The following is a 23,033-nucleotide window of genomic DNA, read 5'->3' on the forward strand; positions in this document are numbered from 1 at the left end:
AACGACTATTTTTACCGTATAGTTAACACCAAATGTAGTAAAATTACAACTTGAACCAACTATAGGATCTGAATCTTTACTATTTCCCTCAGTTTACCCTGATTTAACCTGTTTGAAACAACAAATTTTGTCAAAAAATTACATTTTTCTTGTCACAGACGTCACATTGGGTACTATTACAGGTGTACCTTACAATAATTTGTGCTAACCAATTGCTATATCTGTATGAACATTTTAGAAAAAATCACACAAAACCAAGCGGCATTCAGTAAATCTGAAAAAAAGGTAGCTGAAGTAATTTTAGCTAACCCACAAACAGCCATTCATTCGAGTATAGCAACCCTCGCTAAAATGTCGGATGTTAGTGAGCCCACTGTTAATCGATTCTGTCGAAGACTGGATACGAAAGGCTTTCCAGATTTTAAACTTCATCTGGCCCAAAGCTTAGCTAACGGCACGCCATATGTTAATCGTCACGTCGATGAAAACGACAGCCCTGACGAATATACGAACAAGATATTTGAGTCTACTATGGCCTCGCTCGAAGTTGCCCGTCAGTCGGTGAACGTCAATGTGGTGAATCGCGTAGTTGATCTACTTACCCAGGCTCAGAAAATTTCATTTTTCGGTTTAGGTGCGTCGGCATCTGTGGCTCACGATGCACTTAACAAGTTCTTCCGATTCAATGTGCCTGTGGTGTACTTTGAAGACATTCTTATGCAGCGCATGAGCTGTATGAATTGTTCAGCCGGTGATGTAGTGGTTTTAATAAGCCACACTGGACGTACTAAAAGTCTGGTTGAGATAGCTCAAATCGCTCGAATGAACGATGCAACGGTTGTGGGCATAACGTCAGCAGAAAGTCCTCTTGCCCAAGAGTGCAGCTATGTACTGTCGTTAGAAGTGCCAGAAGATACCGACATGTATATGCCTATGGCTTCTCGAATAGCTCAGCTTACGCTTATCGACGTTCTCGCCACTGGTTTCACATTGCGCCGAGGCAATAAGTTCAGAGAAAACCTCAAGCGTGTTAAAGACACACTGCGTGGTTCGCGATACGAAAAACGTGGCGATTAAATCATCATCAACTTGATCATAGTTGTATTTATTGCCGTAGCAATTTACGGCGGATAGATTCAGAAGGGCGCCTAACTGGTCGAGCCAGTTGGGCGTTTTTGTTTATTTCATTCACATTATTGTCAAATTCAACTATTATTCTGTAATAAAATTACGTAAAGCGATTACAGGCGTTTATATAATAATCAACGCTTATCACTCTTTGTCTTTTCTAACTTAGAAACAGCGACGGAATCACATGACCAGAAGAACTAAAATTCTTGCCACCCTAGGACCTTCAACAGACTCACTTGAGAAAATTCAGGCGCTAATAGCCGCTGGCGCGAATACAGTGCGAATGAACTTTTCACACGGGCAGGCTGAAGACCACATCGAGCGAGCTAAGCGCGTTCGCCAGGCTGCAAAGAACTTAGGCAAATACGTAGCTATTTTAGGTGACCTTCAAGGCCCTAAAATTCGTGTTGCCCGTTTTGCCGAGGGTGCTGTTCATTTAGATATCGGTGCTAAGTTCATCTTAGACGCTGAATTAGGTCGTGACGAAGGCGATATCAACCAAGTAGGCATTGATTACAAAGCGCTTCCTGACGACGTATCTGCTGGTGATATCCTTCTTCTTGACGATGGTCGTATTCAGCTTCGTGTGACGGGTGTTGAAGGACGCAAAGTGGTTACTGAAGTTACCGTTGGTGGTAAACTTTCAAACAACAAAGGCATTAACCGTCAAGGCGGTGGTCTTTCTGCAGATGCGCTTACCGACAAAGATAAAGAAGATATTAAAACTGCGGCAAAAATCGGCGTCGATTACCTTGCAGTGTCATTCCCTCGAAGCGGCGCAGATTTAAACTATGCGCGAGAGCTTGCTGAAGCAGCAGGCTGCTACGCCAAAATTTGTGCAAAGGTTGAACGTGCTGAAACCGTCGCTTCTGACGAAGCCATGGACGATATTATCGCAGCTTCTGATGCTGTAATGGTAGCTCGTGGTGATTTGGGTGTAGAAATTGGAGACGCAGAACTTGTTGGCGTTCAGAAGAAGTTAATTGCCCGCTCTCGTCAACTGAACAAGGTTGTTATCACTGCGACTCAAATGATGGAGTCGATGATTGATAGCCCAATGCCAACACGTGCTGAAGTTATGGACGTGGCGAACGCTGTACTAGATGGTACCGACGCTGTCATGCTTTCAGCTGAAACCGCCGCCGGTAACTTCCCTATCGAGACGGTTGCAGCAATGGCCCGTGTTTGTGAAGGTGCAGAAACTCATCCAAGCGTGAAAATTTCTAAGCACCGCATGGATCAGAAGTTTTCATCGACGAGCGAGTCAATTGCACTTTCTGCTGTGTATGCAGCGAACCACCTGCCAAGCGTTAAAGCGATTGTCGGGTTGACAGAAAGTGGAACTACGCCAACGTTGATGTCTCGTATTACTACGTCACTACCAATAATTGCTATGTCTCGCCACGAATCTACGCTTAACACTATGGCATTATGCCGTGGTGTGAAGCCAGTTTACTTTGACTCATCTAACAGCGAACCAGGAAAGTTAAAGTACGATGTTATTGCTTCGCTAAAAGATAAAGGCTTAGTGAAAAGCGGTGACAGCATCATCCTCACCTATGGCGATGAAATGGAAAAGGTAGGCGCAACTAACACTTTAAAAATTGTAGAAGTTGAATAGCCTAAAATGAATATTGAAAGCGAAGATTAAGCTTCGCTTTTTTTTTGCCTGAAATTTAATTGGGTTTGGAAACTAAAAACGCCCCTTACACCTTTATGATGTAAGGGGCGTTTTCGTTAGTGCTGTTCAGGCTAGATTGCCTGTGCAGTGTAGGTCTCTGTCTCTTGAGCTATATCGTTCGCATATTGTGTTAGATGGTGGCTTATGATGTTTTCAGCCCGCTCAACGAACTCGTCACGTTTAAACTTCCAACCTCTTAAATCAGCTTGTTTTGCCTGCTTAACATAAAAATCTAAGCGTGTTTTTCTAAGCAAATGCGCCTTCTTGGATAAATCAAACTCTACCAGTGATAAAGTCTGCTCAACTTTAACAATATCGGCGTGAACCGTACGTTCTGCGTCATCGGCCGTTGCTTGGCTAACTGAAAGCTTACCCTGCCCGAACATGCCGATTAGTGCTATGACAACTGAAACAACAATAGCTGAATAAACCCACTTTAAAATGTTCATGCCTCACTCCTTGACCAACTGTGAACTGCTCATAGTTTGGATAACAATTATGTGGTTAACGACTTCTATTTGGTTAACGACTTCTTCGGCGCTGAAAAGGTAATGTATGCAAAACAGCACGCTAATATTAATTGCTAAACGTAATTTATAATTTGGGATTGCAGCTTCTATACCACAATATATTTCTTTGAATATCAGAAAGATATGAAACAAGACTGATACTACAAAATGTATATAAAGAATTTTCTACACACTTTAAGAGAATTTTTCCGTGTCTTTCCTTCGGGTTTAATTTAAGCGCTTCTAAACTTAAGTTTGTGAAACGGGCTCAAACAAACAATGGGTAAAGAATATAGTGTCTATTGCATATTTGGTATTACCAAAAAGTTTATTTCTCGCGCCAAATATTGAGGCACGCATAGACATAAGTATGAAAAAGCATCGAAACTAACGGTAGAAGTAAAGATCGTATAATACCCCTCCCCTTCGAACCCCTCTGCATTTAACGACTTGATAACATTTTGCAATTGGTTTACAAGAATGATAAATTGGCATTACAAAGCAAAAGTTTGACCCAGAACTGGACTTACCAATAACTTTAACTTAAGTATTAGTTGTATTGGTAAGCGATTGTCTACCAAGAGGTTTAAATGTCTAAAATAAAAACAATGCCTACTGCCTTCTCGTTATTCACCGTCTCTGTTACCCCATGGACAAAACCCCTGTTGACGTGCCTTCCATTAGTCTTCGCTTCAGGCTTTACTAATGCTGAAGCACTTCCAGCTGAGAAGTTTGATTTAAGCGAATGGAAAATCACAATCCCTACAGATAAAGACAACAATGGGAAAGTTGACGAAATATCCGTAAAGGATATTCAGAGCTTTGAGCACAAAGATTTCTTCTATGTTGACGATGAAGGCAATTTGGTATTTGCCGCGCCGAATAAAGCGCTAACCACTCAAAATTCATCTAATACCCGTAGCGAACTTCGACACATGCTTCGCGGTTCTAACACGCGTATAAAAACTCACTCCCCAAAGAATAACTTTACTGTCGCTAGCAACCCTATTTCAGACCGCTTTGCGCAAGTAGGCGGAAAATTAAATGCCACGCTTAAAGTGCAGCACGTTGCTACCAGAGCTAAATATCCTGACAAAGCGCCGGCTTTTTCAGTGGTAGTGGGCCAAATACACGCCAGTAAATGGAAGAAAAAGGTCAAAGGGTTTGGTTGGGGTAATGAACCACTTAAGATTTATTATAAAAAGTGGCCACAGCATGAAACTGGTTCCGTATTCTGGACGTATGAGCGCAACTTGCCCAAGAATGATAAAAACCGTACTGATATTGCTTATCCAGTTTGGGGAAATTTATGGACCGATCCAGAAAACCCGGGTAGCGAAGGTATTAAACTTAACGAGAGCTTTAGCTATGAAGTTAACGTTCACGGTGATGTGATGTACCTAAGCTTTAAATCAGACGGACACAAAACCGTTAATTATGCTATTAATCTAGCCAATGGGGTTAATGCGTATGGTGAGCTAGACCAGCACGATCATCCTTACGGCTATACGCTAGATTGGAATTATTTTAAAGCGGGCGCTTATAACCAGTGCAGTACTAAAGATGATGACGGCTTTTGGTACGCTGCATGTATGGGTACAGGAAACTGGGAAGAAGATAAGAAAAATGGTGACTATGTACAGGTCGCGTTTTCCAACTTAACGGTAGGTGAAAGCAGCGAACCGACTGAAACCTTCAAAGCGAACCTAATTACGCAAAAACCTGGGGCGCAAAGACCTGTGGCGGAAAGCGACAATGTTAAGATTGGCGCTACACTAAACAAAAAAGAAGCGATATCCGTAGATGCTGTTCCGGCTTCCGCGTTAACGGCAATAAAAAGTGTTGCTCCTAACTTTGCGATACAAGAAGTTGAGAAGGAATACAAACACGATAATGTATATCTTGATGTTGAAGGTGAAGACGCTAACGGCAATGAAATAGAATTCGATATGCTGCAAGATGGCGAACAGTGGAAAATTGTTGAAGTACAGCGGGATTTAACTATGGAAGATTTACCCTCCGCGGTAAAAACACTTATCAAGAAGCAGGAAAACTCTGATCAAATTAGACGTATCATTGAAAGTAAGCAATACGGTACTGATATTACGATTTACGAATTTTATCTTGTGGCAGAAAATGGCACTGAATCCCGTAAAGAAATCAAATCTGAAAATGATGAAGTTGTCTTATTGGATGAAGAGTGGAAACATTAGTTATGTCGATGTGCTAACCATTCTACCTTATTTAAGTTAGGCAAGAAAAAAGGGGCGAATGCCCCTTTTTGATTAAATCGGATAAAGAAACCTTTAATTCATTGCAGTTTCAGTAACTACACGTAGGTCGCTTTCAACATCTTTTACGTCAGAAGCATTTTTAGCAATTTCCACTGCTAGGTCACGCTCGGCGTCAGAATCAACTTCGCCAGTCAGTGTTACCACACCATTTTCTACGTCAACATCAATGTCAAAGCCTGAAATATCGGTATCCATTAAAAGGCGAGTTTTAATTACTGTAGCAATTTTGGCGTCCGTCAGTTCGCTTGTGCCTTCATCTACAGTGTCTTCCATATCGTCAGACATCTCTTTGTGCATATCGTTATCAGCAACAACGGTAAGCTTGTTGTCTACCGAAGTGACACCGTCGATGTTAGTTACCAACTCTTCAGCTAGTTTTTTATCGACAGAATTTTCAACCTTGCCTGTAAGAACGACGTTGCCGTCTTTCACGTCGGTATTAATGTCGAATGAATCTAGATTGCCATTGAACAACAGCGTAGCCTCTGCTTTACCGTCAATCCATGCGTCTTTAGCACCTTTTTCCCACTTATTGTCTGTGTCCATATCACCAGCATAAGCAGCTGTAGTTAATGTAGTAGCAACAATCATAGAAATAATTGAACGTTTCATAACATTTCTCCTTTGTCGAAACTCACAACTACAAGTGCTAAAACCTTGCCAACATAATATCCTATTGTTTTATATGCATTAATTATTGACCTTCGATTATATCGGTCTTCTGAAGTTTGCAAACTTTGCCTGATTTCGAGAATTTTTTACTTAACACAAGCAAATTGTGTATGCCCCTTGGAAATTACGCTATTCATAAGTTGCCACTTAATGTTCCTATGGAAATAAAACAGTGGAAACAACATGGTGGAACTAACATTAAAAAGATACATAGAACTATGCACAGATACTGACGCTCAATAGAAAGGTAAGGTTAAACTTATTTTAGGAAACCGCCGTAATTATAACTATTGTTTTATCATCATTCACATAACCTTTACCAAGCCAACTAACTTTTTGGTTTAGGTAAGATGTGTTTTGTAAGTTTTATTCAAGGACCATCTAGACATGGATACTGCACTCACTGCTGCATCAGTCTTTTTTATCGCTGTAAGCTGGGCTCCGCTTCTACCTTCTTCACACTGGTTGGTAAGGGTGTGGGAGTTTCCACGACTTCAGATAGCAGCAATTATTTCTTTATTACTTATTGGGTATGCTTTTAAAGCAACGTATTACGCCCCGTTAAATAGCCTTTCGCTAATTTTGGTAGTAGGTTTAATTGTTAGCTTGATTTACCAGGTTGTTTGGATAATCCCCTACACTCCTCTTTACAAGCGTGAAGTACAACGCGTGGGTAATGAAGACACAAGTCGCAAACTAAGCGTACTTTCAAGTAACGTATATATGCCAAATAATGATTTTCGCAAACTCATTGAGCATGTGCGCAATAAACACCCCGACTTTCTGGTTACTCTTGAATCTAACGAAAAGTGGCAAAAGGGCATTAGCGAAATAGAGTCAGAGTATCCTTACCGTAAATTTTGCCCTTTAGAAAATCTTTACGGCATGCATCTATACAGCAAGATCCCATTTGAAGAGGCTACACTGCGTTTTATGATAGAAGACGATGTTCCCTCTATGAGGGTAAAAATCAACCATCATGGACAGGACGTACTGCTTTATTTTCTTCATCCAAAACCGCCAAGCCCAACCGAAAATACCTATGCTAAACCTAGGGATATCGAGTTGACCGTAGTCGGAGAGGAAATTGCTAAAACAGAAGGTCCAATCATAGTCGCTGGCGATCTAAATGACGTCGCGTGGTCACCTACTACCAGGAAATTTAAGAAAATAAGCGGCCTATTAGACCCTAGGGAAGGTCGAGGCTTTTTTAATACGTTCCACGCAAAGTATCCATTAGTGAAGTGGCCGCTAGATCACGTTTTTCACTCTAAACACTTTAGTTTAGTAAACATTGAGAAGTTAGAGGGGGTGGGATCTGACCACTACCCTCTTTATACCGAACTTGCGTTAATGACCGACAAAGAATAAAGCGGTTCAATAATGTTTAACGAGCCCCACGATGCTTTACACACCACATGAGGCTGTCGCAAGCCTCTTCACGCTTTTTGAAGTGTGCCAAACCAATTAAGCTATGCTCTCTTGGCCAAACAGCTTGGTTGAGAAGCTCTTTATCCTTTGCAAGAAGTTGCTCGTTATCTAGCATAATCTCAATGGCTTTTTTATTGGGCTTTATCAGCGCAGGCTTGGCGTCTTTAACCAAAGCAGAACGTACACAAATATACTCTCGCTTTACAGGGTCGCGTACCACGCCGATATAGTCATTGTCACAAATGATAGCAGGCCAGCCTTCCGTTATTCTACTTTGCCCGAACATGATAAGTGTAAAAGCAACAAGAACAAAAAGTGTTAGACCAATAAACTGCGCGCTTAAATCAGGTGCCACACTTACAATAACCCCAACAACAGCCGCAAAAAATATCCAACCACCGAAAACTCTACGCATAGCGTTTGGTGAGATACCTGATATAACATCAACCAATTTTAGAGATTGCTTGTCATAGTTTCGAATAATTACAGACGATTGTGATTCCACAGCCTTTGTCCACCAAAGAAAAATACGAAATACAGAAATTAATACGTTACAAGTAAGGCTGAAGATTTACCTACACTCTGAATGAGTAAACACCAATTTTAAAAGACGAATTTTACTCGAAAGGAAACGTGTTAAGTAATAATTGTAGGAATATGCAAACTATTGAAATTTAATGTTTAACCTACTAGGTAAGCATATCAAAATTTATATCGGGGGCAAAGCTATTAAGCGCTAAATAGGCGGTGAGAAACGACATAACAAACATCGTACAACACCGCATTATAGGAAGGATTTAAAATTACCTTTGCGGTCGACGCTCTGGCATCGCAACAAGGGTTTCATCTTTTAGCGTGCACGTACCCTCAACGGTTTCACCTCTTGGCGTTTCAAATGACACGGTTTCGCCTTCAGCTTTTCCTTCACAAGCTTCTATAGCCTCTGGAGGTGGTTGTCTTGGATGTTCTCTATCGCCTTTCGCGAAGCACCCCGCGGTACTCAAACTAAGTAGACCAATTAAAATTGCCGTCTTATTCATATTGCTACTACTCCTAACTTTTGTATTCAAAATATATACAAAATTTGCTGTAATCGGTGCCACTTGCAGTAACCGCAAATGGCACCGGCTCTATAATTCCAATCATAGAATTTAAATGTGCAGAAAAAGTGCAGAACATGAGTATTAACCCATGATTTGAGGGTTAATCAGGCTGTGGATATTGTAGAGTTAGGCCCTAGGTCGCTATACTCGAAATATGAAGTTATCTCATAAACTTACTATCATTTTACTCGCGTTTTCTTGCATGTCTTTAATGCTTGCGCTCGCTACTGCCCGTTGGAGTTTTGAACAAGGTTTCAACAAATTTATTATTGCTCAGGAAAAAGAGAGGCTTAGTCAGCTAGGAGAAATGCTCGCGTTAGAGTACGCATTGAACGAGCGAAGCTGGGAAGGTATATCGCCCTATGCATTTTCTCACCAAAGCAATCGCCCCCCGCCGCGAGGGCCCAAGTTTGGAGCCCAAGAACATAGAGGTATCAATCAGCATCCTCCGCAAAGGCGTGCCTATCAACTACCTAGTCGAAATGAACACCACATAGGCCCTCCTACCACATTACTTGACTCACAAAGTAACGTCATAGCTGGCAGTATGCCTAGCGACGCTGTGACCAACCAAGATATTAAAGTATCTGTCTCTATTGTTAGCGAAGGTCGCAAGGTTGGCGCATTGGAAAGCTATCTGCCACCTTCACCAAGCTCTACAATGGCGCAAGAGTTTATGCGACAGCAGCGCACATCATTTATCGCTGTAGGCACATTAGCGTTACTGGTTTCATTGATTACTGCGGTGATCATCGTGCCTAAACTTTTATCGCCTTTTAAAAAGATAGTAAAAGCTGTCGAACAACTAGCTAGACGCGAGTACGATGTAAAATTTAGGCAGCCGCCCAGCGATGAGTTTGGCGTGTTGATGAAAGACATTAACGCCCTTGCCGAGGCTCTACAAAAACATGAGGCTACGCAAAAACAATGGTTGGCAGATATCTCTCACGAATTGCGCACGCCGCTATCAATACTTGCTGGTGAAATGGAGTTAGTTGAAGCAGGTGTCAGGCAGTTCGATAAAGTACAACTCGCTTCATTCCAAGACGAAGTGAGCCGTTTAACACGCTTGGTTAATGATTTATATCAGTTGTCTTTATCAGATATAGGTGGCATGCACTTCGATTTCGAGATGGTAGATATCGGCGGCTTATTAAATGATAGTTTGGCACAGTTTAATTCAGCTCTAAAGGCCAAAAGCATTACCGTGAGTACTTACATTCCTAGCAATATAAAAGTTCATGCGGACGCTCTACGCCTGCGCCAAGTATTTTCAAATATTTTGAGCAATAGTGTTGAATACACAGATTCTCCAGGCCAAGTACGGATAACATTAGTTGAAACCGGAAATAAAGCCACTATCGACATAGAAGACAGTGCACCTAGCATAACCACCGGCAATGAAAAGCAAGTATTTGACCCTCTCTATAGAGAGGATTCATCTAGAAAACGGCGTACTGAAGGCGCTGGCTTAGGTTTATCGATAAGCCAATCAATTATTCATGCACACAAGGGTACGATAAACGCTGCGAGTTCTGAGCTTGGAGGCGTTAAAATATCAATCGCGCTACCGATTAGGGGAAATGTTATCTAATGTCTACTCAATATCCTGTCTTAATTGTTGAAGACGAAGAGAAAATTGCCCAGATACTTGTAGATTTCTTTGCTCTAGAAGGTTTCAACACAAAAGTGCTACATAGCGGTGAGCAGGTTATCTCTGAACTTAAAGAAAACACCTTTAGCGCAGTCATTCTTGATCGTATGTTGCCTGAGGTAGATGGACTAACCTTATGCAAACAAATTAGGCAGTTTTCAAATGTGCCTATTTTGATGCTAACCGCTCGAATTGATGAAATAGATAGGCTCATTGGGTTAGATGCAGGAGCCGACGATTACATATGCAAGCCCTTTTCTCCACGTGAAGTTGTAGCTCGGGTACAAGTTATTTTAAGAAGAACGCAAACCACGAATAACATAAGAGATGAAGGCTCGAGAAAGCTAGTATTTAAAGATATTTCGTTGGACTTAGACGCTTATGTCTGTGAACGAAGAGACCAAACCATAGAACTCACACCGGTTGAGTTTAGATTGCTTAAAGCATTTATAGAAAAGCCAGGACATGTATTTTCCAGAGAACAGCTTATGGACAAAGGCTATGTGGACGGTCGCATCGTTAGCAATCGCACTATTGATAGCCATATGAAAAACTTACGCCATAAGCTAATGCAAGATGACGAAATCTCGCCGCTTCAGGCTGTATACGGTATAGGATACAAACTGAGCTGACTCAAACTTCTTACATTATGCGTTGAACCTGCAAAATATCTGCACATTTCACTTTTATCATAAAAGTTCTTAACCGAACCTATGCCTAAGAGACGATATCATGCAGTCAAGTAACACACGCTTTCCCGTTCACCTATGTCTTTACACTGCTTGCGTTATGGGAGTAAGTGCATGTTCAGGCGGAGATTCAGAAGACAGCTCTACGTCACTGACTGACGATACATCGTCTAGCGAAATTGTCGATAATGAAGCAATACAGGCAAGTCTAGACCCCGACTTATTTTTGGCAGCAGGCCTTGCTGAAAGCATTACCACTACTGCATGTACACTTACTGATGGCACGCAAACCGAGTGCTTTAAAGTGGTAATTAACGGAACACCTGCTAACGCCGACATTGGTCCATTCTGCCCTCGCAATATTACCGATGATGCTACGCAAGGTGGTGTATGGTTTGATGGGAGCGGAGAACTTTATCAAGTCGACGGAAGCTTTATTCTAAGTCTTCCTGATTTGTATGGCAGTGACTGGCAACTCTATGATGAAGCAACCGGAGAAGTATTTGTTACGGATTCACAGATTGCATGTGAAGCTGCCGCCCGCCCAGATGTCGATCCAGAATATCAAAACCACTGCGTTGAGTGTTCCATTGACTATTATGGCGGTGGGGTTACCCAAACACTTCTTATTCCTGTTGAACCCGTTGCGCTTGCAAACCCAAATTCACTTTCAGCTGATTTAGGAGTGTCGCTAAATGGCGTTGTTATTGCGGGCCCTGCTCCTGTAGACGCTATTTTAAGTGCAAATACCATAGCTGCTTTCGACGACTGTGGCGGGCACGTTAACCCAGTAGAAGGATACCACTATCACGCGGCATTAGGCTGCAGTGACGTTATTTCTTCATTAGACGGTCACGCTAATATATTAGGTTACGCGTTGGATGGGTATGGTATTTACGCCATGTTAAATAGTGAAGGCGAAGAAGATTTTGACCTTGACGAGTGCAGAGGTCATAGCGATGAAACCCGTGGTTATCATTACCATGCAGCGAGCGCCGCCGAAAATATGTTTATCGGGTGCTTCAAAGGTGCGCAAGGCAGTATTACCGTCGATAGTAACTAACGAAAATAAATAGACAGTTTGAGGGGGCTTTCATGAAAATAACAACAACACGGTTTGCAGCATTTAGCTTGTCATTGTGCTTCACAACACTCAGCTTTGCGCATAGCGGGCACGTGCATAAAGCACCGCTAATTGCCTGCCAATCATTAAGTAAAGGTGAGCCATGTCGCTACATGGTTGGCAAAGATAAAATATATAAAGGCACCTGCCAGATGTTCGAAAAAACACTTATGTGTGTTAGAAATCAGCCCATTGAATACCTTAGCCCCCTTGCTGATTCCAAATTAGAAAGTATTGAAAGCAAAACCCTTAATGAGCAATGAAGAACGACGGATTTTCAAAGTTACTTCAGTGCTAAACTTACCTACTTTTTTCGTTTGTAAATTTTTCTCTGTCTTTGCAGCTCTTGCTCGCTTTTAAAGCTAACTACTGTTAAATCGGCAAATGAAAAACAAAAAACCTCACATCTTCAATAACTTGCAACTTTGGAGCACTCTTTGCTTTATACAAAAGTATAACGTACAAGGTACACCGTTTAAGCCAAGGGCTTTAGAAAGGTTAGCAAAGGAGGTTGAGTATGCGTTCACCAGTAAGTGCAGTAACTATTGTTAAAAGTAGAACCGAGAAGCTTTGCAATTTGATTTCGCAGTTGGAGCAATGCTCACCAACGCCAGATGAACTTGTTATTGTATGGATGGCACCTCCTTCTGATTTGTCTCTCATTCAAAGCGAAAAATTCGATATTGTGCACAAGTTCACTACCCAAGAAGAACTGCCAATAGCGAAAGCGCGAAATAAGGGAATGCTGGCGGCTAAGCATGAAAACCTTGTTTACTTAAACGTTGATGCGGTTATTTCACCTACGCTCTGTAAAGATGGGCTTTTGGCATTAAAAGACAACACAGTGGTGTTTACCTCCGTCGTCTTTTTACCTAAGGAACGTTGCAACAAGCCGTATTCAACTATTTCAAAAAACGAACAGCAAATTGGTTATCTAGCAAGTAACGATGAAACGTTACCAAAAGAAGATAACAACGAAATACCTTCAAGAGATCAGGGAAATAATCATGGAAAGTTTAGTGACGATAGTATTTGTTCTACAGTGTTTTTTATTCGTAAGACAGACTTTCAGAAAACCGGCGGCTTCGATGAAGGCTACGCGGGTTTCGGACTAAACGACGAAGACTTTTTCACCAACTGTAGGGCGCTCGGCTATTCGTTAGAGCAATTGCCTACGCGCACTTTTGCACCACAGCGCCCCAATTATCAATGTCCCGTCAATCACTTATTAGACTTTGTGCATAATGCGCAGCGCTTTCATTCGAAATGGGGCTTCTACCCTTGCGCTGAAGTACTCACCGCTTATGCGGAAAAAGGCTTTATCGATTCAAACTACGAAGAAAATGGGTTGAAGATTATTCAGTTGCCCGAGCAGGAAGATAACTCAAGCAATGTAGATACGAGCGGCTCAAGCGCTGCCACGACTTCTACGGGATTTAAATTCACTTCTTTTCATTCGCCAGCGAAAAACCAAGAGCGTTTAAGCAGCACGGCTTAATTTCTGTGAAAGAAATAGGCGGTAACGTTTAAGTAGGGAGATATGGAATGTCTTTACTAAAACCCGATCTAACACACCGTTTTTTATCATTTGTAGGGGAAGGTGACTTCCCCTGTGTAGGCGCTAAATCGGCGCTAACTAAGAAGCAAATACACGTTCTGCAATTTGACGATATCTACTGCGAAAGTAATGAACCTGATATCTTGGCTTCAATTCACAAATTCGTGGAAGCTTTTACGCTTAATCGCGATATGTACTCCTCACTTGTAGTTACGTTCGAACAGCCCGATACCATTACCGAAACTGAGTTTGATAAAGTACTCTGGGAAAAGCTTCAACGTCTTCATGAAGTAGACGCATGCTTAAAAAGTTGGGATAGCAAAGTATCAAGCGATCCGCACAGTGCACAATTTAGTTTAAGCCTTGGCGGGAAGGGCTTTTTCGTGATTGGGCTGCACCCAAATGCTTCTAGAAAGAGCCGACGTTTTTCTCATCCCGCAATTGTGTTTAATTTACACGAACAGTTTGAACTGCTTCGGAAACAACAGAAGTTTGAAGCGTTTAGAGATCATATCAGAAAGCGTGATGCCGCCTACTGCGGCAGTAAAAACCCATTGCTTGCTAACCATGGTGAAAGTTCTGAAGTTTATCAATACAGTGGTAAAAAGCATTCAGAAAGCTGGGAATGCCCCTTTAAACAAGTAAAAAATTAACTCTTAAAATATAAAAGGCACAGTATGAGACAAACTATACAGCCAAGAAGCGGTACTGCATTTACTATCAAGAAAGGTGAACGCCTTAAAGTCATTGACCCTGAAGGCGAACAAGTGGCCGACCTTTATGCCTTTAACGAGCATAATAAAGACGAGTTCATCTCCTCGGGTAGAAGTCTGGATTACAACGAAAGCCTTAAATTTAAAAAAGGCAGTTTGCTTTACTCAAATCAAAGCAACATCATGTTTGAAATTATCGAAGATAAAGTAGAAGACCATGATTTTTTACTAACGCCTTGTAGCGTAGACACCTTCAAACACTTCTACCCTAATGAAGAGCCAGTACCAGGTTGTCACGGTAACTTAGTTGCCGCTTTCGCTGAATTTGATATTCCAGAGCACCATGTTTGCACAACCTTCAATACATTTATGAACGTTGAGGTAGACAGTACGGGTAAAATCGCTGTTTTGCCGCCCAAATCGAAAGCCGGCGACTACACCATATTTGAAGCTAAAATGGATATGATTGTAGGGTTAACGGCTTGCTCTGCCGGTGAGTCTAACAACTTTCGATATAAGCCAATTCAATTTGAAATAATGCCTGCGAACCCGTTGTAGTTCGCAAGCATCATTTTCAACAAACTATGCCAGCACTATTGCGCGTCTGCGATAGTGCTCGTTTTGTCTTGCTGCCAGTTAAGCCGCATATCCCACTTGAAGCGATGCTCAGGTTTTAACGGTGGTTGCGCCGCATCAATATTACTTAAAACATTAGTTGCCTCGGTAAGCGTAGCATCGCGACCAAACAAATAGCTTTGCTCTTTAACGATGGTTAAGTAAGCTTTGTTTAGCGCGTAAGCGCGCTCTGATGATGGTGTGATGATGTCGTACACCGACTTAGCACGCTGCACTTTTTCTGTATTAACCATCCCTTTATCATCGAACCACTTTGCCAACATTTCACCGTTTTGACGGAATTCATCACCGCCTCCTACACGCTCCATGTAGGTGAGGTATTCACCTTTTTCTTCGTTAATATTTGGCACATCTTCGATGGCACGCAAATCAATATAGCCCCACCCAGCTTCGCCAGGTACTTTACGGGCAAATGAAAATGTCTGGTCAAATGTAGACCCTACTGTTTTATGACAGCCGTTGCAAAAGGCTAGCTCTTGATCGTGCTGCGCACGCAGTTCACCCTGCTCATCTTCGATAAAGCCATTGATTGTCCAGCCAAAGCCGTTGTCTATCCCCTTTTCGCCTAGGTAGCGAGTTTGAGGCAGCTTTTCAAAATGCTTATCTTTTGCCTCAGCATAATAGGCAGAAGCTAGGCTTTCTCGGCTTCTAAACATGTGCTTTTTCATATAACGCACTTCTTTCATGCGCGGCGCATTATAAATATCCCCGTTATCATCCACACCAATGTAGCGTACGGTATGCAAAAACTCGGTACCTTCAGGGTAAAGCATACGGGCCAAAGGAACCGCACTCGCATCACCCACATAATGTGAGGTGCGAACAATTTCAGTTACAGATGGCGACAACTTACCGTCTTGGTTAACGTCTACATTAATGGCAGTCTCATCTACTGGCGCTACGCTTAGTTTATTAAGCTCCTTAAGCGTCATTTCAACTAGGCTTAGGTTCAATGTGTATATAGCTTTGTTGTAGTCGCCATTTAGCGTTTGAAAGTTTTCCGGAAGTCGAATCATCGCATCACCCGTCGACCCGTTGGTCGGCCAGAAAGTACTTGGGAAAGGTTTGTAATTGTAAGATACCCATCCGCTGCCATCTTTAGCAAAACCGTCGCCATCAAAGGCTTTGTCAGCAGAGCTCAAGTTTTCGATACGCATATACTCTGGCATTGCGTGTTTTTTAAGTGAAGCGGTGTAGTTGTCTTGCTCTACGTATTTTTTAATTGTGGCATCATCAATACCCGCTATAAGCGACGTTCGGTCAATAAACAGGTTCTTCCAGCTGTTTGTTAGCCCCACATCGGAAAATTCATAGTTACCCTGCAATGTACCATCACCCATTTGGTTAGGGCGCTTTTCTATCGAATCGTAACTTTGGTGACATGCGTAACAAGGGTTATTTACGCCCTCTGTTTTGGTATAGCACTGGGGAGGGATCACCGACTCAGGGTTATACACTTCATCATGTTCAATATAGGCAAGAGCGGGAATATCGTCCCCTTCTCGGTATGGGTAGGAATGTGCGCTATCGCCGTCTGTTTGAGCCGATGAAGGCCCGTTCCCATTTGTAGGGTAAGTATTCGCGCTTACGCCGGTATTAGATTGATTGATTAAATCAGCACTTGAGCTTTCAGTGCACCCTGCACTGATAAGTAGTGAAAGCAGAATACCTGCACCTGGAATTATTTTTAGTATTTTCATAATCGTCACAACGGAAAAAAGCCGGGCGCGTAAACACCCGGCGTATTTTAAATTAAAAAGAAAACTTATTTATCTGCTGGTTCATACATCCACAGCGTGTTGTTTTCTTGGAAACCGTCTTCACCGATAAGAATACGGCCGTCGTTCATTACAACAACGTTATCTGGCTGAGAAAGCTGCTCAACGTCACAACGCTCTGCGCCTGTTAGGCTTGAACGATACGTACCGCCCATCACTACAGGTTCAATGCGAGAAATGTTGTAGCCTTCTTCCAGCTTGGCGCGATAAACACCACCACAATCTTTAACGCGGGCAGAAAGCTGCATATCGCCTTCATCATCGATCATTGTGTTGTCGATATCTGCAATGCCTATGTAAAGGTATGCATTCTCGACAACTTCACCTTCAATAGTATCGACGCCTTCTACGGCTTCTTGCGCGCGTTTTTGGTTAATAGAGATACCTTCCAGTTTTCTCCACTCTGCCGTTGCGCCTTTAAGACGAGCCGCAGCACGACTTTCTAGGAATGCAACACGGTCATCCATTGGCTCACCGGCTGTTACGCTTGAACCGCCCTCTTCTACCGTTGGGTAAGTTGCATCGCCATCTGCCCATGCTTGAACATCGGCCATTGTGATATAAGAGCTTTGGCCATCTACGTAATCGTCGGTACCAATACCGTTGTATTCGTCAATCCATGCGCGAATAGTCATATTATCGCCACTAGCTAGCTCAACCCACTCAACAGCAAACCCCGTTGTTGCTGGGTCATTCTGCCCTGCATCCTGAGTGAGCTTAGCCCCGTAAAGCGTACCTGCAGATAAGTCTTCTGCAGTATCAGCGACAAATTTAAACAGCACGCCGCCAGTGTCATCTTGAGAAAGATAAACGGTTTTTCCATCAGGCATTACTGTTGAGTTTTCGTGCTCATAACGACCCATCGTGAAGTGCTTAACAATCACCGGCTCATCAGCCAGTGGCTCTGTTACTTCTGCAATATAGCCGTAGTTGTAAGGGTTTGGTGCATCAGGTGCTGTCATTTGCCACATGCGACCTAAGCGTGCATCTGTAGATACTGCTTCTGGGTTGTTCCAGTTAGGTGACGTTGTGGTATCCACCGCCGAATCAACTACCCACTCTTCAGAGGTAAGCGGCGTGCCCCAAGGAGACATCGAGCCGAAACAGTTTGCTGCCGTACCCCATACTGGCGAGAAGTCTAGCATCATCGCTTCTGTGACTTCCCACATGCCGAATTCATCTTTTTCTACTTTCATGCGGCTCATACCGCCAGGTAGTTCTTCCCAGTTCGAGAAAAGATAGCCTTCGCCTTCGGCAGTTGAAATAAAGCCGTTAAAGTCAGGCATATCGTTTTCTAACACTAACTCTTCACCATCAAGTGTGTAGATATGGCCCAAGCCTTCTGGTAGGTCAGAACCAAAGGTGTCACCGGTTTGACCTAGCACTTGATACTGACCGATAGCAGAAACAACCAGCTCTTTCTCTTCGTCAGAGCTAGGTACTGGAGAATTTGGCAAAGTAACAGGTAAGTTGTTGAAGTTAGCGCCTGCAAGTACACCTACAGTACCTGTGTTGATAGGCATATCGTTAACGCTATTAGTCGCAGCGTTAGTACCTGAAGGATGCTGGACGTTGAAGAAAAGGTCGCCTTCATCAGTTAAGAAAATACCGGTAACTTCTGCACCAAGCGGAACCGTTGCAATACGTGTTAGCGTGCCCGCTGTATCACCTTGCGGACCTTGTTCACCTACTGGACCTTGTTCTCCTACCGGGCCTTGCTCTCCCACAGGGCCTTGTACGCCATCTTCGCCGTCATCACCTTCTAGTGAACAGGCAGTCATTCCAAGAGTTACAGCCAATGCTATCGCTGAATACTTTATTCCACGAAGAGTTTCGCTTTTCATTGTGGTTCCTTGCTTATAGTTGTTTTCTATATTGATTAGAGGCAAGCGAAAATCTCACCTCGGTAAACGGTCTTAGCGGGCAAAAAGTGTGGATGACATTTGTGACATTTCAGTGACAGTGAATTGACACCAAAATGAAGCTTTATTGACACAAGGGTTTGTTAAGGAGATTGATGCAAGTAGAGGGAACAACCTAGTCTGCGTAAAACCTGAGCTTATTGAATATCTGTTTAATGAAAATCGGGCTATTTGGTCAGATTATGAAATATTTGTTGCAGTGCCCTAAGCAACGACTCTAAACATCGAAAGTTAATCTAACTATTTCTCCAATCAGTTTGCGTAACTAGTTGGCATCTATTATCTTTTAGTTACCACTATGAATTTCTTTACCTTATGTCCATACGTTTTCGATATATCGTTGCTTTAGCGCTAACAGCGTCGCTAATTACCCTGTCTTTTTTCATTCTTTCTGGATTAATTAACGAAAAAAAGCAAGATGGAGAAATTATCAATATTGCAGGCCAGCAGCGTATGCTATCGCAACGTATAGCGATGCTAGCAGCGTCATCGACATTGTGTGAAGACAGCAAAGAATTAGGCTACTTACAACAAGACCTTGCTAAATTTGAACAGAATCATAAGTATCTTACCTCTTTAGAACATCTGCCTATTCAAATCTTTAACACTTATTTTCAGCAAGGGCAGCTAGATGCAAAAGTCAAAAACTTCGTCGATAAAACCGAGGCCGTCTTAAGCAATGCAAGTTGCGAAACCTCTTCCCTTATGCCAGTTGAAGACCTTACGACGCTTCTACAAGAACTAGACAATGTTGTGAACCAATTTGAGCAGGATGCAACATCACGTGTGGATACCGTTCTTACTATTGAGATGTACCTGTGGCTAGCAGCACTTGTTCTATTAAGCATTGAAGCTGCGTTCATCTTTTTTCCTATGGAGCGACAGATTAAACGCTCTATTTACTCGCTAGAGCACTCGAGAGAATTGGCACAAAAAGCCGCAGATAAGGCAGAGAAAGCCAGTAAGGCAAAGTCAGAATTTCTCTCAAGCATGAGCCATGAGTTACGTACGCCTATGAATGGCTTATTTGGCATGATTGAACTGGCGATCGATAACCCGGAAAAAAGCAACCTGTACTTGAAAAAGGCAAAAACAGCCGGCCGGCAGCTATTGGTTTTGATTAATGACATTCTCGACATATCAAAGATTGAAGCCGGCAAAATAAAAATAGAACAGGCCCCTGTTGATTTATTGCAAGTACTCGATGATGTGGTGTCGTTACAACGGGTTTATTGCCAGCGCAAAGGTCTTGAATTTCACTATTTGAAAGATGCTGACCTTCCCCACGTCATTGAAGGTGACATAACGCGAATAGCACAGATTTTGCACAACCTGCTAAGTAATGCAATTAAGTTTACGGCCGAAGGTTCGGTAACACTAAAAGTTACACACACTAAACATAAAAACGGCAATCGCCTTGTTTTCGATGTTATCGATACAGGCATTGGTATACCCGCTTCTAAGCTAGAAAACATTTTTCAAAAGTTTGAACAGGCCGACCAATCTACGACACGAGAATTTGGTGGCACCGGGTTAGGACTTAGCATTGCAAAGCAGCTAGCTAACTTAATGGGTGGCGACATAAATGTGGTCTCTTTTACAGGCCAAGGCAGTACTTTCAGCTTCACGATGCCTGCTAAAGAGGCACACCTACCAGACATTGAAATTGTTCCTAATGCTAACTTGCGCTGTGCCATCGTTGATGATTTACAAACCAGTCGCGAATACTTTGAGCACATCGTTGCATCTATGTCGATTGAGCCTTGTAGCTATGAAAGTGCAAAAGCATTTTTAGATGACGAACCTTTTAGTTTTGATGTCATTATTCTTGACCTTTCTATGCCAGTAATGAGCGGCGTAGACTTACTGCACCAACTTAAGAAGTTAACACCGCCTAAGTTTCCTAAAGTGATTTTGATTTCGGCTGAACTAGAAAGACTGGAAGACGAACACGAAATACTCAAAAGTATTTGGAAAACTCATGCCAAACCTATCAACCGACGTGAACTGGAAAATGATTTAAGTAAGTTAATTGAATCTAAACCTGTTAGCCGCCAAGAGATTCAAGAGCTTAATAAAAAGAAACGAATACTATTGGCCGAAGATAACGAAATTAATGCAGAGATTGTAAAAGCTATATTGCAAACAGAAGGCTATAAATTTTTGCATGTTAAAAATGGCCGCGATGCCGTTGAAGTAACCAAACGTCATAACTTCGATGTTATTCTTATGGATTGCAATATGCCAGTTATGGGCGGTATCGAAGCTTCAATAATTTTAAGAAAAACACTGGAAACTAACACCCCAATAATCGCACTCACCGCAAATGCATTCGCAGAAGATAAAGAAGAGTGCTTAGCTGCGGGCATGGACGATTTCCTCTCCAAGCCCTTAGACAAAGACACCCTACTCGCTACGATTAAAAGATACATCAGTTAGTAACGACGCTTGGGCTTATGGGATAGGTTTACCAAACGTCAATTATAAGGCATATAAACAGTATCTAAGCGGTATAAGCCTCTTGTTCGCCTACATAGCCTGGAGCAATGGCAAGGTTATCAGTGTCTGCTAGGCTCTGCTGATTTCTAAGCCAAAGCTGGTATTCACCGGTGCGTAAACTGGCATGCTTCGTACAGTCAACGTTCCAACGCCTTAACAAATACCCTGCCATGGCTGCGCGTACTTTTAAGGTCAACACACCCTCTTCCATAGCGTAGTCGAGCTCTATAGCCGTAGAATATTTTATATTTTTCGGGTGAGGCACAATTTCAAGAGAAATAAGCCTTCCCCACTCTTCATCGTGCTCGATGCATTCGTGAGTTTCAGGTTCGGTTTTAACCGTTACCTTACTAATTCTTGTAAGCACAAAATCGCGAAAACTTTGTGATTTTCTGTCGAAGGCTCGCACATGCCAGCGCTGGCCGTTGTCAACGATGCTATGTGGCACGAGCTCACGTGCGCCACTACCACTAGACAGCGATGTGTAAATAACACTCATCGCCTTTTTGTTTACTATGGCTTGTACTACTTTCGCTACCACAAAAATATCAGGTACGTTCAGCGAAGACGCACTTTCTACCGGGAAATGTACATCGCCAATCGCATCGAAACCGTCCGATATATCGTTGGCGAGCTTTACCAAGGTACGTTTTGCATCGTGCTCAAATACCGGAACGAAGCTTTCTGTTTGAAAATAACGTTTTTCCCTTGGATCGTAAATTAAGTTATCAGGCGCGAGTTCTTTATACAGCGTAAAGTCACGAGAGCCGGCCGATAAACCCACTTCAAAACGATTGATTAAATCTTGGCGATGAATGGCCCCTTTAAATAAAAGGCAGAAATCGATATACGCCAGTCGTTGGCGTTGAGAAAAAGAAATAGTCTCTAACATGGTGCGCGCTTATTGTATTTTTATTCAGTGTGGTTCATTTAAAGCCGCATGTAAATAGCAAGAGACATAAAAAAGCCCAGCACTTGGCTGGGCTTCAACTTTTAGCATTTAAGGTTTATGACTTCGCACGCTTACGAGCGAAAAACATACCACCTAATGCCAGAAGCGATAGCGCAAAGGTACCTGGCGTAGGTACTTGAGCGATGGTGAAGCTTGCGGTTTCTGGCATAGCCGTTTCAGGTGAAAGTGGGCCTACTACAGCGTCTATAAATTGATTTTGCAAAAATGTAAATGGCGATATATCGTTTCCAAAAGAAGTAGCCAAAAATTGCGCGCGATAAAGGCTAATTTCATTTTGCCCTTGCTGTGGTGCTGTCGAACCGAGCGCCCCAGTTGATTCAGCAAAAAGCGCTGTACCTTCAATTCTTCCCGAAAATAACTCCGGCGGAAAAGTAGGCCCTCCTGGGAACGTCGGTATTGCTTGAGTACCAAACGGCATTAAGCTTTCAATACTATTATCAATAAATTGCAATACACTATCATCAAAGCTAAATGCTGTAGCATAGGCAGATATGAGAGTCTGTACGCTATTATTGAACAAGCCGGAAATACTTATTGTAACCGTCACAGTATCACCAACACTATAAATCGGTTTATCTGTCGTCAAACTAATTAGCGCTGCATTTGCATTGAAAGTAGCGGCAGCCATTAATAGTAAAAAGAATTTTTTCATTGTTATTTTCCTAAA

19 protein-coding genes and 1 pseudogene are annotated in these 23,033 nt (G+C 42.5%); 12 read left to right on the plus strand and 8 right to left on the minus strand.

Translation table 11 applies throughout. From position 1 onward, the window contains the following. Positions 1 to 225 precede the first annotated feature (225 nt). Positions 226 to 1,077: a MurR/RpiR family transcriptional regulator gene (locus ACYTPF_RS08885; protein WP_025255586.1), complete on the plus strand. Its 852-nt coding sequence runs from the start codon at positions 226 to 228 to the stop codon at positions 1,075 to 1,077. 238 nt (positions 1,078 to 1,315) lie between these two features. Beyond that, a complete protein-coding gene (gene pyk / locus ACYTPF_RS08890) occupies positions 1,316 to 2,752 on the plus strand; it encodes a pyruvate kinase (RefSeq protein ID WP_179983758.1) in 1,437 nt (478 codons plus the stop codon). 131 nt (positions 2,753 to 2,883) lie between these two features. On the opposite strand, the gene ACYTPF_RS08895 is transcribed toward pyk, so the two are convergent. Beyond that, complete coding sequence (locus ACYTPF_RS08895; RefSeq protein ID WP_179983759.1) at positions 2,884 to 3,261, minus strand: hypothetical protein; 378 nt, start codon at positions 3,259 to 3,261, stop codon at positions 2,884 to 2,886. Positions 3,262 to 3,929: 668 nt separating this feature from the next. Between ACYTPF_RS08895 and ACYTPF_RS08900 the strand changes: the two are divergent. Continuing rightward, a pseudogene (locus ACYTPF_RS08900) lies at positions 3,930 to 5,006 on the plus strand (polysaccharide lyase family 7 protein); the annotation flags it as partial. Positions 5,007 to 5,627: 621 nt separating this feature from the next. Here ACYTPF_RS08900 and ACYTPF_RS08905 read toward each other — a convergent pair. Continuing rightward, positions 5,628 to 6,227: a BON domain-containing protein gene (locus ACYTPF_RS08905; protein WP_118493973.1), complete on the minus strand. Its 600-nt coding sequence runs from the start codon at positions 6,225 to 6,227 to the stop codon at positions 5,628 to 5,630. Between the two features lie 447 nt (positions 6,228 to 6,674). Here ACYTPF_RS08905 and ACYTPF_RS08910 point away from each other — a divergent pair, with 447 nt between their 5' ends. Further along, positions 6,675 to 7,658: an endonuclease/exonuclease/phosphatase family protein gene (locus tag ACYTPF_RS08910; RefSeq protein ID WP_179983761.1), complete on the plus strand. Its 984-nt coding sequence runs from the start codon at positions 6,675 to 6,677 to the stop codon at positions 7,656 to 7,658. A 16-nt stretch (positions 7,659 to 7,674) separates the two neighbouring features. Here ACYTPF_RS08910 and ACYTPF_RS08915 read toward each other — a convergent pair whose 3' ends face one another. Both ACYTPF_RS08915 and ACYTPF_RS08920 read right to left on the minus strand, forming a co-directional pair. Continuing rightward, complete coding sequence (locus tag ACYTPF_RS08915) at positions 7,675 to 8,223, minus strand: hypothetical protein (protein ID WP_179983762.1); 549 nt, start codon at positions 8,221 to 8,223, stop codon at positions 7,675 to 7,677. 298 nt (positions 8,224 to 8,521) lie between these two features. Beyond that, positions 8,522 to 8,758, minus strand: a complete 237-nt coding sequence (locus tag ACYTPF_RS08920; RefSeq protein WP_179983763.1) for a hypothetical protein — start codon at positions 8,756 to 8,758, stop codon at positions 8,522 to 8,524. 217 nt (positions 8,759 to 8,975) lie between these two features. On the opposite strand from ACYTPF_RS08920, the gene ACYTPF_RS08925 reads away from it, so the two are divergent. From ACYTPF_RS08925 to ACYTPF_RS08955, 7 genes are all read left to right on the plus strand, one after another. After that, entirely contained in the window at positions 8,976 to 10,415 is a 1,440-nt protein-coding gene (locus ACYTPF_RS08925; protein ID WP_461851955.1) for an ATP-binding protein, read from the plus strand. Next, positions 10,415 to 11,107: a response regulator gene (locus ACYTPF_RS08930; protein WP_461851956.1), complete on the plus strand. Its 693-nt coding sequence runs from the start codon at positions 10,415 to 10,417 to the stop codon at positions 11,105 to 11,107. The genes ACYTPF_RS08925 and ACYTPF_RS08930 overlap by 1 nt, the downstream gene beginning before the upstream one ends. 100 nt (positions 11,108 to 11,207) lie before the next feature. After that, positions 11,208 to 12,227, plus strand: a complete 1,020-nt coding sequence (locus ACYTPF_RS08935; RefSeq protein WP_269918106.1) for a YHYH protein — start codon at positions 11,208 to 11,210, stop codon at positions 12,225 to 12,227. Positions 12,228 to 12,259: 32 nt separating this feature from the next. Then, positions 12,260 to 12,550 (plus strand): hypothetical protein, encoded by a 291-nt coding sequence (locus ACYTPF_RS08940; protein WP_461851957.1) that lies wholly within the window; start codon positions 12,260 to 12,262, stop codon positions 12,548 to 12,550. 254 nt (positions 12,551 to 12,804) lie between these two features. Then, a complete protein-coding gene (locus ACYTPF_RS08945) occupies positions 12,805 to 13,785 on the plus strand; it encodes a glycosyltransferase family 2 protein (RefSeq protein WP_461851958.1) in 981 nt (326 codons plus the stop codon). A 47-nt stretch (positions 13,786 to 13,832) separates the two neighbouring features. Next, positions 13,833 to 14,498: a guanitoxin biosynthesis heme-dependent pre-guanitoxin N-hydroxylase GntA gene (gntA, locus tag ACYTPF_RS08950; RefSeq protein WP_269918109.1), complete on the plus strand. Its 666-nt coding sequence runs from the start codon at positions 13,833 to 13,835 to the stop codon at positions 14,496 to 14,498. Positions 14,499 to 14,522: 24 nt separating this feature from the next. Beyond that, positions 14,523 to 15,116 (plus strand): DUF1989 domain-containing protein, encoded by a 594-nt coding sequence (locus ACYTPF_RS08955; protein WP_179983768.1) that lies wholly within the window; start codon positions 14,523 to 14,525, stop codon positions 15,114 to 15,116. A gap of 35 nt (positions 15,117 to 15,151) precedes the next feature. On the opposite strand, the gene ACYTPF_RS08960 is transcribed toward ACYTPF_RS08955, so the two are convergent. Both ACYTPF_RS08960 and ACYTPF_RS08965 read right to left on the minus strand, forming a co-directional pair. Then, positions 15,152 to 16,894, minus strand: coding sequence for a hypothetical protein (locus ACYTPF_RS08960; protein WP_461851959.1), 1,743 nt, complete (start codon positions 16,892 to 16,894; stop codon positions 15,152 to 15,154). Positions 16,895 to 16,959: 65 nt separating this feature from the next. Then, complete coding sequence (locus ACYTPF_RS08965) at positions 16,960 to 18,816, minus strand: alkaline phosphatase PhoX (RefSeq protein WP_461851960.1); 1,857 nt, start codon at positions 18,814 to 18,816, stop codon at positions 16,960 to 16,962. 393 nt (positions 18,817 to 19,209) lie between these two features. Here ACYTPF_RS08965 and ACYTPF_RS08970 point away from each other — a divergent pair, with 393 nt between their 5' ends. Beyond that, a complete protein-coding gene (locus ACYTPF_RS08970; RefSeq protein WP_461851961.1) occupies positions 19,210 to 21,333 on the plus strand; it encodes a response regulator in 2,124 nt (707 codons plus the stop codon). 64 nt (positions 21,334 to 21,397) lie between these two features. Here ACYTPF_RS08970 and ACYTPF_RS08975 read toward each other — a convergent pair whose 3' ends face one another. Together ACYTPF_RS08975 and ACYTPF_RS08980 are read right to left on the minus strand one after the other, a co-directional pair. After that, positions 21,398 to 22,285, minus strand: coding sequence for a WYL domain-containing protein (locus ACYTPF_RS08975; RefSeq protein ID WP_461851962.1), 888 nt, complete (start codon positions 22,283 to 22,285; stop codon positions 21,398 to 21,400). Positions 22,286 to 22,400: 115 nt separating this feature from the next. After that, entirely contained in the window at positions 22,401 to 23,018 is a 618-nt protein-coding gene (locus ACYTPF_RS08980) for a PEP-CTERM sorting domain-containing protein (protein ID WP_461851963.1), read from the minus strand. Positions 23,019 to 23,033 lie beyond the last annotated feature (15 nt).

This window comes from Alteromonas sp. HB246098 (genome assembly GCF_054890645.1).

Bases quoted from the DNA above. Each gene is read 5' to 3' on its own strand.
- ACYTPF_RS08910 (WP_179983761.1), top strand. From the start codon at position 6,675: ATGGATACTGCACTCACTGCTGCATCAGTCTTTTTTATCGCTGTAAGC.
- ACYTPF_RS08945 (WP_461851958.1), top strand. From the start codon at position 12,805: ATGCGTTCACCAGTAAGTGCAGTAACTATTGTTAAAAGTAGAACCGAG.
- gntA (WP_269918109.1), top strand. From the start codon at position 13,833: ATGTCTTTACTAAAACCCGATCTAACACACCGTTTTTTATCATTTGTA.
- ACYTPF_RS08970 (WP_461851961.1), top strand. From the start codon at position 19,210: ATGTCCATACGTTTTCGATATATCGTTGCTTTAGCGCTAACAGCGTCG.
- pyk (WP_179983758.1), top strand. From the start codon at position 1,316: ATGACCAGAAGAACTAAAATTCTTGCCACCCTAGGACCTTCAACAGAC.
- ACYTPF_RS08955 (WP_179983768.1), top strand. From the start codon at position 14,523: ATGAGACAAACTATACAGCCAAGAAGCGGTACTGCATTTACTATCAAG.
- ACYTPF_RS08905 (WP_118493973.1), bottom strand. From the start codon at position 6,227: ATGAAACGTTCAATTATTTCTATGATTGTTGCTACTACATTAACTACA.
- ACYTPF_RS08920 (WP_179983763.1), bottom strand. From the start codon at position 8,758: ATGAATAAGACGGCAATTTTAATTGGTCTACTTAGTTTGAGTACCGCG.
- ACYTPF_RS08885 (WP_025255586.1), top strand. From the start codon at position 226: ATGAACATTTTAGAAAAAATCACACAAAACCAAGCGGCATTCAGTAAA.
- ACYTPF_RS08975 (WP_461851962.1), bottom strand. From the start codon at position 22,285: ATGTTAGAGACTATTTCTTTTTCTCAACGCCAACGACTGGCGTATATC.
- ACYTPF_RS08960 (WP_461851959.1), bottom strand. From the start codon at position 16,894: ATGAAAATACTAAAAATAATTCCAGGTGCAGGTATTCTGCTTTCACTA.
- ACYTPF_RS08965 (WP_461851960.1), bottom strand. From the start codon at position 18,816: ATGAAAAGCGAAACTCTTCGTGGAATAAAGTATTCAGCGATAGCATTG.
- ACYTPF_RS08925 (WP_461851955.1), top strand. From the start codon at position 8,976: ATGAAGTTATCTCATAAACTTACTATCATTTTACTCGCGTTTTCTTGC.
- ACYTPF_RS08935 (WP_269918106.1), top strand. From the start codon at position 11,208: ATGCAGTCAAGTAACACACGCTTTCCCGTTCACCTATGTCTTTACACT.
- ACYTPF_RS08930 (WP_461851956.1), top strand. From the start codon at position 10,415: ATGTCTACTCAATATCCTGTCTTAATTGTTGAAGACGAAGAGAAAATT.
- ACYTPF_RS08895 (WP_179983759.1), bottom strand. From the start codon at position 3,261: ATGAACATTTTAAAGTGGGTTTATTCAGCTATTGTTGTTTCAGTTGTC.
- ACYTPF_RS08980 (WP_461851963.1), bottom strand. From the start codon at position 23,018: ATGAAAAAATTCTTTTTACTATTAATGGCTGCCGCTACTTTCAATGCA.
- ACYTPF_RS08940 (WP_461851957.1), top strand. From the start codon at position 12,260: ATGAAAATAACAACAACACGGTTTGCAGCATTTAGCTTGTCATTGTGC.